The sequence below is a fragment of the Achromobacter sp. genome (assembly GCF_032113835.1).
Classification (GTDB): domain Bacteria; phylum Pseudomonadota; class Gammaproteobacteria; order Burkholderiales; family Burkholderiaceae_B; genus Achromobacter.
The window spans coordinates 1-13913 of the sequence record NZ_DAMCTG010000025.1; the positions used below are offsets into that span (position 1 = coordinate 1).

At 68.3% G+C, this 13913-nt stretch carries 12 protein-coding genes; 6 read left to right on the plus strand and 6 right to left on the minus strand.

Annotated elements, in window-relative coordinates; all coding sequences use genetic code 11:
- On the minus strand, positions 1-515 hold a 515-nt coding region (locus RT697_RS11420), incomplete at its 3' end, for an AAA family ATPase (protein WP_409517426.1).
- 175 nt (positions 516-690) lie between these two features.
- Here RT697_RS11420 and RT697_RS11425 point away from each other — a divergent pair.
- Genes RT697_RS11425 through RT697_RS11435 form a run of 3 tightly spaced genes read left to right on the plus strand, consistent with a single transcriptional unit; the run spans position 691 to position 4444 of the window.
- On the plus strand, positions 691-1917 hold the full coding sequence (locus RT697_RS11425; protein WP_313698945.1) for an ABC transporter substrate-binding protein: 1227 nt from the start codon (positions 691-693) through the stop codon (positions 1915-1917).
- Positions 1914-3026 carry an alcohol dehydrogenase gene (locus RT697_RS11430; protein ID WP_313698947.1) on the plus strand — a complete coding sequence of 371 codons (1113 nt, stop codon included), beginning with the start codon at positions 1914-1916 and terminating at the stop codon, positions 3024-3026. Before RT697_RS11425 ends, RT697_RS11430 begins: the two co-directional genes overlap by 4 nt.
- A complete protein-coding gene (locus RT697_RS11435; protein WP_313698949.1) occupies positions 3023-4444 on the plus strand; it encodes an aldehyde dehydrogenase family protein in 1422 nt (473 codons plus the stop codon). Before RT697_RS11430 ends, RT697_RS11435 begins: the two co-directional genes overlap by 4 nt.
- A 36-nt stretch (positions 4445-4480) precedes the next feature.
- Here the strand turns inward: RT697_RS11435 and RT697_RS11440 are convergent, their stop codons facing one another.
- Positions 4481-5701: an MFS transporter gene (locus tag RT697_RS11440; RefSeq protein WP_313698950.1), complete on the minus strand. Its 1221-nt coding sequence runs from the start codon at positions 5699-5701 to the stop codon at positions 4481-4483.
- A gap of 97 nt (positions 5702-5798) precedes the next feature.
- Here RT697_RS11440 and RT697_RS11445 point away from each other — a divergent pair, with 97 nt between their 5' ends.
- Entirely contained in the window at positions 5799-6734 is a 936-nt protein-coding gene (locus tag RT697_RS11445; protein ID WP_313698952.1) for a LysR family transcriptional regulator, read from the plus strand.
- 32 nt (positions 6735-6766) lie between these two features.
- On the opposite strand, the gene RT697_RS11450 is transcribed toward RT697_RS11445, so the two are convergent.
- The 3 genes from RT697_RS11450 to RT697_RS11460 form a co-directional block, all read right to left on the minus strand.
- On the minus strand, positions 6767-7747 hold the full coding sequence (locus RT697_RS11450; RefSeq protein ID WP_313698954.1) for a quinone oxidoreductase: 981 nt from the start codon (positions 7745-7747) through the stop codon (positions 6767-6769).
- A gap of 41 nt (positions 7748-7788) precedes the next feature.
- Positions 7789-8724: an ornithine cyclodeaminase family protein gene (locus tag RT697_RS11455; RefSeq protein ID WP_313699016.1), complete on the minus strand. Its 936-nt coding sequence runs from the start codon at positions 8722-8724 to the stop codon at positions 7789-7791.
- Positions 8725-8854: 130 nt separating this feature from the next.
- A complete protein-coding gene (locus RT697_RS11460; protein ID WP_313699017.1) occupies positions 8855-9787 on the minus strand; it encodes an N-carbamoyl-D-amino-acid hydrolase in 933 nt (310 codons plus the stop codon).
- Between the two features lie 469 nt (positions 9788-10256).
- On the opposite strand from RT697_RS11460, the gene RT697_RS11465 reads away from it, so the two are divergent.
- Positions 10257-11777, plus strand: coding sequence for an EAL domain-containing protein (locus RT697_RS11465; protein ID WP_313698956.1), 1521 nt, complete (start codon positions 10257-10259; stop codon positions 11775-11777).
- 174 nt (positions 11778-11951) lie between these two features.
- Positions 11952-13004: a WYL domain-containing protein gene (locus RT697_RS11470; RefSeq protein ID WP_313698957.1), complete on the plus strand. Its 1053-nt coding sequence runs from the start codon at positions 11952-11954 to the stop codon at positions 13002-13004.
- A 15-nt stretch (positions 13005-13019) separates the two neighbouring features.
- Here RT697_RS11470 and RT697_RS11475 read toward each other — a convergent pair whose 3' ends face one another.
- On the minus strand, positions 13020-13799 hold the full coding sequence (locus tag RT697_RS11475; RefSeq protein ID WP_313698958.1) for a Sir2 family NAD-dependent protein deacetylase: 780 nt from the start codon (positions 13797-13799) through the stop codon (positions 13020-13022).
- Positions 13800-13913: the final 114 nt, after the last annotated feature.

The window sequence follows — 13913 nt, forward strand, 5'->3', positions numbered from 1 at the left end:
AGGCCCGGGGAATGCCGCGAGCCGATCAGCAGCCGGCCTTGCGCGGGTAGGCGGCCGATCAGGTCCTGCACCAGGTCCAGCACGGCAGGCGCGGTGATGGCTTCGAACTCGTCGAGCACCAGCGCGAACGGCCCCCGGTGGGTGGCCACGGCCTCGACCAGCGCGAGCGCCAGGGTGTCTTCGGAATCGTGGCCGCCGGGTGGCAGGCCCGCGGCGCCGGCCAGCGAACCCAGCGCCGCGGTCAGGCACCGCAGGAAGCGGGAAAGATCGTTGTCGGCGCGATCCAGCGTCAGCCAGGCGGTGCGCATGGGAAGCGCCTGGAAGCGCGCCTGGCATTGCGCCAGCAGCGTGGTCTTGCCGTAGCCGGCGGGCCCGCGCGCCACCACCACCTTGGGCCCGTCGGGGCGGCAGATCTGCTCGCACAGCGCCAGCCGGGCGATGTGATCGCCATGCGCGGCCGGTGCGTTGAGCTTGCCGCTGGCCAGCGCGTGTTCCATCGAGAACGAATGACGCATGAGTGCCTGTGTGGAGTTGCGGTTCTGCGCGGGCCGCGGGAAAACCCGCGCGGCGCTGGAAAATCGTCGCTTTGGACGAAGGCGAAATCGCGTGCCTACGATACAAAAGGACGCTCCCCGGAGCAATACGCACACCGCCGCAAAGACGGCGTAAACCGATAACGGAGACAAGTCCATGGCAATCCCCAAACTGACGCTCGCGCTGGCGGGCGCGATCCTGGCCGCAAGCGGCGCGCACGCGCAGAACGCGGCGGCCCCCGTGAAGATAGGCATCATGGCCGACATGAGTTCGGCGTATTCGGACATCGGCGGCAAGGGGCTGGTCGAGGCCGCGCGCATGGCGGTGCAGGACTTCGGCGGCTCGGTGCTGGGCAAGCCGATCGAGCTGGTCTTCACGGACGGGCAGAACAAGGTGGACGTGGCGAGCGCCGCCGCGCGCCGCTGGTTCGACCAGGATGGGGTGGACATGATCACCGACCTGCCGACGTCCGCGCTGGCGCTGGCGATCAGCGAACTGGGCCGCGAAAAGAAGCGCGTGGTCATGGTGACTAGCGCGTCCACGTCCGAACTGACGGGCAAGGCGTGTTCGCCCTACACGGTGCACTGGACCTACGACACCTACGCGTTGGCCAACGGCACCGGTGCGGCCGTCACGGAACAGGGCGGCAAGAACTGGTTCTTCATGACGGCGGACTATTCGTTCGGCTACGCGTTGCAGGGCGATGCGTCGGCGGTGATCGAACGCAACGGCGGCAAGGTGCTGGGCGCGGTGCGCTCGCCGCTGAACACGCCCGACTTCAGTTCGTACCTGTTGCAGGCGCAAAGCTCCAAGGCCGGCATCATCGGCCTGGCGCTGGGCGGCAACGATGTCATCAGCGCGATCAAGCAGGCCGCGGACTTCGGCATCGGCCGGCCGGGCAGCTCGCAGCGGCTGGTGGCGCTGCTGGCCTTCCTGTCCGACGTCAAATCCATCGGCCTGCCGCTGGGCCAGGGGCTGCTCCTGACCGAAGCCTTCTACTGGGACCAGAACGACGCCACGCGCGCGTGGTCGCAGCGCTTTCAGGACAAGGTCGGCCGCAAGCCCACGATGACACAGGCGGGCACGTATGGCGCCGTCACGCACTACCTGAACGCGGTCAAGGCCGCGGGGACCAAGGACGCCGACGCCGTCATGGCCAAGATGCGCCAGATGCCGATCAACGACTTCATGACGAAGGACGGCAAGCTGCGCGTGGACGGCCGCGTGGTGCGCGACATGTACCTGTTTGAAGTGAAGAAGCCCGCCGACTCCAAGGGCGAGTGGGACCTGTACAAGCAGGTCGCGGTGATTCCCGGCAACGTGGCGTTCCGTCCGCTCGACAAGGGCGGCTGCGCGCTGGCCAAGTCCGGAGGCGCGGAATGATCAGCTATCAGGTCACGGCGTTCGGCGAACCGCTGACGCGCGCCGAACGCCCCACGCCCGCGCCGCAGGGCAGCGAGGTGCTGCTGCGCGTGCTGGCCGCGGGCGTCTGCCACACCGACATTCACACCTGGGAAGGCTCGTATGACCTGGGCGGCAGCAAGCGGCTGAGCATGCAGCAACGCGGCGTGTCGCTGCCGCTGACGTTGGGCCACGAGACCGTGGGTGAAGTGGTGGCCGTGGGACCGGACGCGCCCGGCGATGTGCGGCCGGGGCAGCGCTATCTGGTGTACCCGTGGATCGGCTGCGGCGACTGCAAGGTGTGCCGCCGCGGCCGCGAGAACCTGTGCGCGTCGCCGCGCTTTCTGGGCATCTTCCGCCCCGGCGGCTACAGCGATCACATCGTGGCGCCGCACGCGCGCTATCTGGTCGATATCGGCGATCTGCGGCCCGAGCAGGCCGCGCCCTATGCGTGCTCGGGCCTGACCACGTATAGCGCCATCCGCAAGATTCCCGAGGACGTGCTGGCCGAGGAATCGGTGGTGGTGATCGGCGCGGGCGGGCTGGGGCTGATGGGCGTCACGCTGCTGCGCGCGTTGGGTTGCGCCAACGTCGTCGTGGTGGAGCCGGACGGCGCGCGCCGGGGCGCCGCACTGGCCGCGGGTGCGCATGCGGCCATCGACGCCGGCGCAGCCGATGCCGCCGCGCAGGTGCGGCAGGCGGCGGGCGCGGTGTGGGCCGTGATCGACTGCGTGGGCGCCGCCAGCACCGTGCAACTGGGCCTGGACCTGCTGACCAAAGGCGGCCAGCTCATCCTGGTGGGCCTTTTCGGCGGCGAGCTGTCCCTGTCGCCCGCGCTGGTGCCCATGCGCGCCATCAGCATCGAAGGCTCGTACATCGGCAATCTCGATGAATTGAAGGCGTTGATGGCGCTGGTGCGCGAACGCAAGCCCATCGCCATTCCCACCGCGTGCCGCTGCCTGGACGGTGCGCAGTCCGCGCTGGCGGATCTGGCCGCGGGCCGCGTGGTGGGACGGCTGCTGCTCACGCCCGCTGATGGCACGGCTTCTGAAGCTTCCCCGGTCACTCTTGAACAGGCAACACAACCATGAGTCTCAATCTGGATTCCGATTACACGATGACGGTGAACGGCCGCGCGGAAACGTCGCCGCAGACGTTCGACGTGCTGAACCCCGCCACCGAGGAACGCATCGCGGCCGCGCCCGACGCGTCGCTGGACCAGTTGAATGCCGCCATCGCGTCGGCCCGCGCGGCCTTCGGGCCGTGGCGCGACCGGCCCATCGGCGAGCGCCAGGCGGCGCTGCGCAACATGGCCGATCAACTCGAGCAGCACGCAGACGGCTTCATGCGGCTGTTGACGCGCGAGCAAGGCAAGCCGCACGCGGACGCGCGCGCCGAGGTCGGCCGCTGCGTTGCATGGCTGCGCGCCTTTGCCGCGCGCGACCTGCCGGTGGAGCATCACGACAGCGGCGCGGGCCATCGGTTCGAAACGCGTCGCGTGCCCATTGGCGTGGTCGCCGCCATTGCGCCGTGGAATTTTCCGATGACGCTGGCCATCTGGAAGATCGCGCCGGCGCTGCTGGCCGGCAACACGGTGGTGCTCAAGCCCTCGCCGTACACGCCGCTCACGTCGCTGAAGATGGGCGAACTGTTTCGCGGCCTGCTGCCGCCCGGCGTGCTGAACGTGGTCAGCGGCGGAGACCGCCTCGGCCCGTGGCTGACCGAGCATCCCGGCATCGACAAGATCGCCTTCACCGGGTCCACGGTGACCGGCCGCCGCGTCATGCAAAGCGCGTCGAGCCGGCTGAAGCGCGTGACGCTGGAACTGGGCGGCAACGACGCGGCCATCGTGCTGCCCGACGCCGACGTCAAGGAAACGGCCGCCAAGCTGTTCTGGGGCGCCTTCCGCAATTCGTCGCAGTATTGCCTGGCGACCAAGCGGCTGTATGTGCACGAGTCCATCTACGACGCTTTCGCCGACGCGCTCGCGGGCGAGGCGGCCAGCGTGGTGGTGGGCGACGGTTCGCAGCCTGGTACGGGACTTGGCCCCATCCAGAACCGCGCGCAGTTCGAGCGCGTCAAGGACCTGATCGCCGATGCGCATCGGACCGGCGTGCGCTTCCTGACGGGGGGCGAGGTGCCGGAGGGCAAGGGTTACTTCGTGCCCGTCACCATCCTGGACAATCCGCCCGATGACGCGCGCAGCGTGGTCGAAGAAGCCTTCGGGCCGGTGCTGCCGCTCTTGAAGTACCGCGACATCGACGAGGTTGTCCGCCGGGCCAACGACACCGAGTACGGATTGGGAGGATCGGTGTGGTCCAGGGATGTGGCCCTGGCGCAGTCGATAGCCCGGCGGCTGGAGACCGGCACGGTGTGGATCAACCACATCCACGTCATGTCGCCGGACGTGCCCTTTGGCGGGCACAAGCAGTCCGGCGTGGGGGTGGAAAACGCGCTGGACGGACTGCTGGAATACACCAACACGCAGACCGTGTCGGTGCTGGTGTAGCGGATCGGGCCGGCGTGCGAGACGCCGGCCCGATTCTCACGCCGCGTAGCGGCTGGCCTCGCCATTGCGGTTGTTGGCGGGCCACAGGCGCAGGGCCAGGGCGGCGGCCGCGGCGCCGGCTGCGGTCAGCGTCACGCCGGTCCAGCCCCAGTGGGCCAGCGCCAGGCTGCCCAGCGCGCCGCCGGCGGCCATGCCGATGAAGACGCCCGTCATCAGGATGGCGTTAAGGCGGCTGCGGGCGGCCGGATCGATGCCGTAGACGATGCTTTGATGCGCGATCAGCGAGGTCTGGATGCCCAGGTCGAAGCCGACCGCGGCGCCGCCGATCAGCCACAGCGCGGCATGCGTGGGCAGGAACGGCAGGAAGATCATCGCGGCAAATGACACCATGGTCAGGCCGGCGCCCAGGCTGGCGACGGCCAGCGGACCCCGCGTGTCGGCGACGCGGCCGGCCAGCGGCGCAGCCAGGGCGCCTGCGGCGCCGGCCAGACCGAACGCGCCGGCGGCGCCCGCGCCCAGATGGAACGGCGCGTCGTGCAGCATCACGGCCAGCGTGGACCAGAAGGCGCTGAAGCCCAAGGACAGCAGACCCTGTGCGGTGGCGGCGCGGCGCAGGCCGGGGTGCTGGCGCCACAGCGTCAGCAGCGAACCCAGCAGCGCGCTGTAGGCCAGCCGCGTCGACGGCTCGAAGCGCGGCAGGCCGCGCCACAGGGCCGCGCCCAGCGCCACGATGCTGACGGCGGCGGCCGCGAACATCATGCGCCAGCCGAACTGCTCGGCCACAAAGCCGCTGACCACCCGCGACAGCAGGATGCCCAGCAACAGGCCCGTCATGACGGTGCCGACGATCTTGCCGCGCTGGTCGGCCGGGGCCAGGTGCGCGGCGGCGGGCACGATGTCCTGCGCCAGCGTGGCGGACAGGCCGATGGCGAAGCTGGCGGCCAGCAGCAGGCCGATCGTGGGCGACGCGCCGGCCAGCAGCAGCGCCAGGCTCAGCACGGCGGCCTTGATCAGGATGATGCGCTTGCGGTCGTAGCGGTCGCCCAGCGGCGCCAGCATCAGGATGCCGAAGGCGTAGCCCAGCTGCGTCAGCGTCGGAATCCAGCCCAGCGTTTCGGCGCTGGCATGGATGTCCGCGCCCAGCACGCCGAGCATCGGCTGGCTGTAATAAAGGGAGGCGACGCCCAGGCCGGCGCCCACGGCCAGCAGGAAGACCAGGCCGCGCGATAGGGTGGGGTGGGAAGTGGGGGATGACATGGTGGTGTCCGGTGGCTTTGAGTACGGGGCAAATTCTGGGCTTGCCGCCGAGGTTTTGGTAGCCGACCTTCGGGTACATGCGTTATACGATAGGCGTATGACCACCCCCGCCCCTTCTGCCGCAGCCGGCACCGACCGCATGCTGCTGATCGAAACCTTCGTGCGCATCGTCGAGGCCGGCAGCCTGTCCGCCGCCGCCGCCCAGATGGGCGGCACCCAGCCCACCGTCAGCCGCCGCCTGCAACTGCTGGAGCGCACGATGGGCGTGCGGCTCCTGAAGCGCTCCACCCACGCCATCCGCCTGACCGAAGACGGCCAGCGCTGCTACGAGCGGGGCAAGGAGCTGCTGGCCAGTTGGCAGTCCTTCGAGAGCGAGGTGCGCGGCGCGGACGACGATCCGGCCGGAATGCTGCGTGTGGTGGCGCCGCACGTCTTCGGCCAGGATCAGTTCATCGAGCCGCTGGCCAAGTACCTGAAGCGTTATCCGAACATGCGGGTGGAGTGGCTGCTGCACGACCGCATGCCGGATCTGATCGCCGAAAACGTCGATTGCGCAATCCGTGTGGGCGCCCTGACGGATCCGTCGGTGATCGCCGTGAAGCTGGGAGAGGTGCCGCGCATCGTCGTGGCGTCGCCGGACCTGCTTGCCGGCGGTGACGTGCCGCAGGACGCCTCGGACCTGGCGCGCCTGCCGTGGCTGGCGTTGCGCACCTTCTATCGCACCGAGGTCAGCCTGACGCATTGCGGCAGCGGAGAAAGGCAGTGCTTCGACATCCAGCCGCGCCTGTCCACCGACGGCCTGCATGCGTTGCGCAACGCGGCCATCCAGGGGTTGGGCGTTGCGCTGGGATCGGCCTGGGCCATGCAGGCCGACCTGGCCGCCGGCCGGCTGGTGCACCTGGCGCCGCAATGGCGCGCGGATGCCCTGCCCGTCTTCCTGGTCTATGCGCCGTCGCGCTTTCAGCCGGCACGCCTGCGGCGCTTCATCGAGATCATGCGCGAGCATCTGCCGGCGGAGCTGGCGGGGGCCTGACCTTCGCGTGGCGCCGGCCCCCGCGCCGCCGATCAGGGGGTGATGACGATGGCGCCGGTGACCGCGCGGCTTTCAGCGGCGCGGTGGGCGTCTTGGACCTGTTCCAGCGGATAGCGCGCCCCGATGGCCGCGCGAACCGCGCCGGATCGCATGGCGTCGAAAACGTCCGCCGCATTGGCGCGGAACGTCTGCGTGTCGGCGTTGTGCGGAAATACGGACGGGCGCGTGAGGAACAGGCAGCCTTTCTTGTTCAGCAGTTCCGGATCGATGGCCGGGGCCGGGCCGGATGCCGCGCCAAAGAGCACCACCATGCCGAACGGCGCGGCGCAGTCCAGCGACCCCATGAACGTGTGCCGGGCCACGGAGTCGTAGACGACCCGCGCTTTCTTGCCGCCCGTGGCCGCCACAACTTGCTCCACCCAGTTTTCCTGCGTGTAGTCGATGGCGACATCGCAGCCGGCTGCTCGCGCGGCCTCGCACTTGGCGGCCGAGCCCGCCGTGCCGATGACCCGGGCGCCCAGCGCATGCGCCCAGCCGCTCAGAATCTGTCCGACCCCGCCTGCGGCCGCGTGCACCACCACGATGTCGCCGGGTTGGACCGCATAAGTTTTCTTGACCAGGTATTGCGCCGTCATGGCCTTGAAGAACACGGCGGCAGCGTCTTCGTCGGAGATGCCCGCCGGGATCTTCACCAGTTTGGCGGCCGGCACGTTGCGCCGGTCGGCGTAGGCGCCCACGCCCGCGTTCATGTAGACGACATGGTCGCCCACGCGCAGGTCCGTCACGCCTGCGCCCACCGCTTCGATCACGCCGGCGGCCTCATGCCCCAGGCCTGTCGGCGTGGGCAGCGGATACTTGCCAGCGCGCTGATAGATGTCGATGTAGTTGAAGCCGATGGCCGTCTGGCGCAGCTGCGCTTCGTCCGGCCCCGGGGGCGGCAGGTCGGCGTCGACAAGCCGCATGACTTCCGGGCCGCCGAACTCGGTCAATTGGATGGAACGTGCCTGCGCCATGCGTTGTCTCCTTTGATTTATGGGTAAAGCACCACCTGCCATCATTCCTTCACGGCTTCATACACCAGCGTCGCCAGCGTCAGGTCTTCCAGCGCGCTGCCGACCGCCTTGAACACCGTGATCTCCTGATCGTTGCTTCGGCCGGGGCGTTCGCCCTTGGCCAGCTGGTGCAGGTTGCCTTTAATGTCTTCGCGCGTCAGCACGCCGGCGTCGAATGCCGAGAGCAGGTCGCCGGACTTGGTCGGCGCCTCGTCCGTGTCCACGTAGACCGTCGTGCCGTCAAAGCACGCGGGGTCCGTCTCGCGCATTTCCGGCTTGAAACTCCCGATCAGGTCCAGGTGCGTGCCGGGACGCAGCCACGCGCCACGGATGAGCGGTTCGGTGGACAGCGTGGCGCAGCTGACGATGTCGGCCTGGCCAGCGGCTGCCTGCAGGTCAGTGACCGCTTGCGCATCGAAGCCCTGCTCGCGCAGGCCGGCCGCCAACGTCTCGGCGCCCGCGGACCGCACATTCCACACCAGCACGCGCTGGATCGGGCGCACCGTGCGCATGGCTTGCGCCACCAAGCCAGCGATGCGGCCGGATCCCACGATCAGCAGGGTGCGGGCATCGGCGCGCGCCAGGTAGTCCGCGCCCAACGCGGCCGCGCCTGCGGTGCGGTACACGGTGACGATATCGCCGTCGACCTGCGCAACCGGCACGCCCGTGGTGGCGCTGTACAGGTTGTACGTGGCGTGCAGGCCCGGCAGGCCCTGATGCGTGTTCTCGGGAAAGATGTTGATGATCTTCACGCCAAAGTACCCGCGATCACTCCACGCCGGCATGATCAGCGAGGTGCCGTGCGCGTTGCCGGACTGGATGGCGTGGACGTGGCGGGCGGGCACCGTGGCATCTTCGCGAAAGGCGTCCCGCAGGGCGGGGATGACGGTGTCGAAGGACAGGGCGTTGCGGGTCTGTTCGGTGTCGATTAAGCGCATCGGATCGTTGCCTGCAGGGTCGGTCAATCAAGGGGCCTCGGGCAGTCTAGCAGCGTGCGGGGCGCGGCCGCCAAAAAGAAATTGCCCGCGATGTCGCGGGCAATGGGTCGTTTACCGCAGGCGAACTGCGTCAGTCGACGTCGGGCCGGGGCAGCGGATCGCCCGCGCCGGTGCGCTCGACGATGAGCTTGTAATGATGCGGGCTGCGATGCTTGGCGAAATTGAAGACGTGGTCGCGGAAGGTCTGGCCCAGCGCCAGGTCGATGCGCGCGGTGATGACTTCGTCTTCCTCGCCGCTGGCGCGCGCCACGATCTCGCCGGACGGTGCGACGATCATCGAGCTGCCGATCATGTGATGGCCGTCCTCGTGCCCGCACTTGGCCGCCGCGCCGATCCACACCGCGTTCTGGTAGGCGCTGGCCTGCAGCACGATCTCGTGCGTGGTGGTGCGCAGGTGCGCGGGCTCGTTCCAGTGGATGTTCAGCGACGGCGTGTTGTAGCCCAGCACGATCAGTTCGGCGCTTTGCAGCGACATGACGCGGTAGGTCTCGGGCCAGCGGCGGTCATTGCACAGGCACATGCCGATCTTGACGTCGTTGGTCTCCCACACGCCAAAGCCCAGGTCGCCGACTTCGAAGAACTTCTTTTCCAGATGCTGGAAGGGGGCGTCGACCTTGTGGTCCGAGTGGCCCGGCAGGTGGATCTTGCGGTACTTGCCGATGATCCTGGCGCTGCGGTCCACCAGGATGGCCGTGTTGAACTGACGGCCTTCCGGCGTCAGCTCGGCGTAGCCCAGGTAAAAGCCGATGCCCAGCTCGCGCGCCGTGTCGAACAGTGGCTGCACGTCGGCGTTGGGCATGGTTTTTTCGAAATAGCGCTCCACCGCTTCGGCGTCATCCATCCAGTAGCGCGGAAAGAAGGTCGTCAGCGCCAGTTCGGGAAACACGACGAACTCGGCCTTGCGGGCGGCGGCCTCGCGCATCATCTCGACGAGGCGGCGCACGACCACCGCGCGGGAGTCGGCCAGATTGACCGCGCCCATCTGGGCGACGGCCAGACCCATTTTGCGGGACGGGGATGAGGGGTTCACGAAAGTCTCCAGAATCTTGCGGGGGGCCGTCGCGCGGGGGGCGCGTTCAAGGCCGAAGGCGCAAGCATGCCCGCGTGCGGTCCGATCCGAAACTGTGGTCCGCCCGCCTGGCGGCGCACTGCGCCGGCCGCGTCCAGGCACGCAACCCACTGATCTGCATGGGAAAACCCGAGAAGCCGCGCCACTGCCAACCCCCCTGTGCATAACGCGGGATCATGGGCGTCGCGCAAAGTTTTATATCGGGTTTCCCCGTAGATCCGGTCTCGCGGGGGCCGCCTGGCGCGGATCGCCCGCCGGCTTTCCTAGCAACGCTTCTATTTCCGAAAGCCACAATTAGCGGGTCAGGAGGGGCGAATTTGCGGTTTAAGCCCTTGGAAGTTCGGTTACATTGCCTTACGCGCAGATTTGCATGCAACGCGCCGCCCATGTGCACCGGTCCCCCATGTCACGTTCCAGAATTGCGGCTTTTGTGTTGTTGTTGTCGGCGCTTGGATTCCTCGCGGGGGTGCTGGCTGGACGCCAGATCGAACTGAACCAGGCCGACGACAAATTAGCCGGGCATAACGCCCGGCTGCTTGCGCACGCGCTGCGCGTAGCGCAGGAAAGCCATCGCCTCATGGCCGCGGCCACGCAAGGCGGCGCGTTGTGTTCCGAAGCGGACGTGGCGACCCTGCGCGTGCTGCTCTTCAATTCCACCTATATCCGGGACATCGGCCGCACGCTGGGCGGCATGCTGCGCTGTTCCGCGGCCTGGGGCAAGCTGCCCGATCCGCTGACCCTGCCGCCGCCGGCCTTCACGCTGGCCAGCGGGCTGCAGCTCTGGGTGGGCGCTGCCAATATCGTCGACCGCCGCATCATCGGCGACATGGCGGCGATGCGCGACATCATCGTATTCACCGCGCCGGGCGCGTTCGACGGCTTTCCGGAACCGGGCTCAGGCATCGACGCCAAGATCGTGACGCGGGACGGCGACCATGTGTACCGGCGCTTCGGCCGTGCGCACGACCTGGACATGCCGCGCGAGAACGTGGACGACCAGGGTTTCGCGCCAGAACGGCGCGCTTCGCTGTGCGCGCCGGACGGCGGCCCCGACATCTGCGTCGTGTCGCGGCTGCGGTCCGACGCGTGGTTCCAGCTTCCGGCGATGGTCCTGTCCGTGGTCGGCGCCCTGGCCCTTGCCTTTCTGGCGGGCCTTTGCGTCCTGTGGCGCATGCACGCGGGCAGCGCCAAGAGCGAGCTGCGCAAGGCCATCCTGGGCGGAGACATCCAGGTCCACTACCAGCCGCTGCGCCAGCTCGCCACGCGGCAACTGGCGGGCTTCGAGGCGCTGGCGCGCTGGCGCGCCCGTGGCCGCGACGTGTCGCCCCTCCTGTTCGTGCCGCTGGCCGAAGCCATGGGGCTGGGCCGCGCGCTGTCCCGGCTGGTGACGTCGCAGGCGCTGCGCGACCTGCACGAGCGCCTGCGCGCAGACCCCGCCCTCTATGTCAGCATCAACGTGTCGGCGGCGGACCTGAAAGACGCGGGCTACCGGAATTTCCTGTTGGACGTCGTCAGCGAGCGCGGTCTGCAGCCCGGCAACGTGGCGCTGGAGATCACCGAAGGCACGCCGCTGTCCGACGGCCACGTGCTGGCGATGGTCAAGGCCTTGCGTGGCAAGGGCTTCAAGGTGTTCATCGACGATTTCGGCACGGGCCATTCCAACCTGAACTATCTGGCCGAAATGCAGGCCGACGCCATCAAGCTGGACCGCAGCTTCACCAGCGCGATCGGCGCCGAGGACGCGGGCACCCTGATCGTCGACCACGTCATCGCAATATCCCGGGAACTGGGCATCAACCTCATCATCGAGGGCGTTGAAACCGAGGCGCAGGCCAGTTATCTGCTGGCCCGCCAGCCCGCCGCGGTCGGCCAGGGCTGGCTGTTCGGCCGTCCGGTTCCGCTTGCCGACATCGTGGCCGATTGACCGCCGGCGGACCGGTTGTCGTATGTCCATTTTATTTTTGCGACAACCGACATAATGCGGAGCGTCCGATGCGATGACGCCGGCCGCATTATCCGGAATGCGGAAAATCATTATTAGCTGGTTTTACAGATAGAATGCGGGCGGTATTTAACGGGTTAATTTGCTGTATCTGCCATGGGACATAACCAGACGCTCGTCGACAATCTGCTGCGCATCCTGCCGTATGTCCAGAACGAAGAAACCGATGCGATGGCGAAGGGCATGGGCATGGCGGAAATCCGCGACCGGCTGGCCGTGCTGCAGAACCCGGTGCCCGTCGACAAGCAGATCCGCCGCACGCTGCTCAAGCTGGACAGTGTCGGCAGCGTGGGCGCCACGCGCGGCAAGCTCTGGTACCGCACCATCCAGCGCGCCGACTTCCACATCCAGAACATGAACGCGAACATGGCGATGGCGATGTGCGCGCTCAAGCAGGTGGCCGACCGCCACCTGCCCGCCGTCGTGCTGGACGATCTGGAAACCACCTTCGACAGCGCCTGGCGCTATCTGGAAACGCACCGGTCCCAGCCCACGATCGGGCCGGCGCATGACTGGGCGCGCAAGATCCTGCGCATCGACGGCACCCACCCCACCGTGCTGCCCACGGTGCCTGCCGAGGTCTACCGTCAGGTCAGCGGCGCCTTGTACTACAACCGCAAGCTGTCGTTTCGCAACACGCCCTTCGGCGAGAAGACGCCCGCCGACCGCCTGTATGTCATGACGCCGCTGGCGATGGTCGACCGCGCGGGCGTGCTGTACATGGTGGCGTGGGGCGTGCGTCAGCCCGGCAAGCGGTTCCTGTTCCGGATGGACAGGCTGTCCGAGGTCCGGCTGCTGGACGAGGCGGCGGACATCGATCCCACGTTCGATCTGCAGGACTACGTGCGGCGCGAGGAAGCCCTGAACTTCGATCCGGGCGAGGAAACCCGGATTCGCCTGCACGCCGCCGAACCCGTGCTGGACGATGGCCGGCGCCAGCGTCATCCGCTGCGCGAATTCTGGCTGTCGGCGGACCAGCTGATCGACGAGGACGAGCGCGGCTTCACGCTGACCGCCACCGTGCGCCCGTCGGTCATGCTGTGGCAGTTGCTGCACGGGCACGCGTCCTCGATCGAGGTGCTGGAACCGGAAGACATCCGCGACCGCTTCGCCCAAGAGGCCCGCGAACTGGCGCGCCGCTACCTCTAGCGCGCCGGCCCGCTTTCAATCGGCGGGCCAGGCGCGCGCGATCAGCAGCGGCAGCACTTTGTCGGCCGCACCCCGGACGCTGTGCGTCGCCACGCGATCCAGCGTTGTCGGATTGGGGTTGATCTGCACAAGCTGCGCGCCACACCCCACGGCCTCGTAGCAAAGTTCGGCCGCCGCCGACGTCTGGCACGACGTACCGGCCGTCACGACCAGATCGGCATTGGCGGCCAGCCCCTTGGCGACGCGCCAGACGGCGGGCGCGGGCGCCTCGCCGTGCCACAGCCGGCCCGGGCGCACCAGGTCGCCGCAGATGCGGCAGGCGGGGGGCGCCGGATGCGGGCCGTGCCGCGAGGACTTTTCCGGCGGAGCGGTCAGCGTATGCGGCATGCCACAGCCCGAGCAGCGCGGCTGGTCGAACCGGCCCTGCAGATGCAGGATGCGCGGGCTGCCCGCCCGTTCGTGCAGCGTGTCGCCGTTCTGCGTCACGACAAACGTGCCCGGCACGCGCTCGGCCAGCGCGGCGATGGCGCGGTGCGCGGCGTTGGGCGTGGCCAGCAGCGCGCGGCGCCGCCTTTCCTCGTGCCAGGCCCACACCAGCGACGGATCGTCGCGGTACCCATCCGCAGTCGCCAGCGCCGCGGCATCGTAGCGCGCCCATAGACCGCGCATGCCGTCGCGGCTTTGCGGCAGGCGGCTGGCCGGGTTCAGGCCCGATCCGGTCAGCACGACGATCAGGCGCGCCGCGCGCAGCGTTTGCACCAGGGAATCGGAAATATCGAGGGTGCGAAGTTTCATGCAAACCGCCCGCCGTCTGAAAGAGCCGCGTCGCGGCCAAGGCTGCAGATAAACGTATCGAACAAACCGGGCATGTCGCTTCCATTTACTGAAACAGCCTGGATTATGAAACCG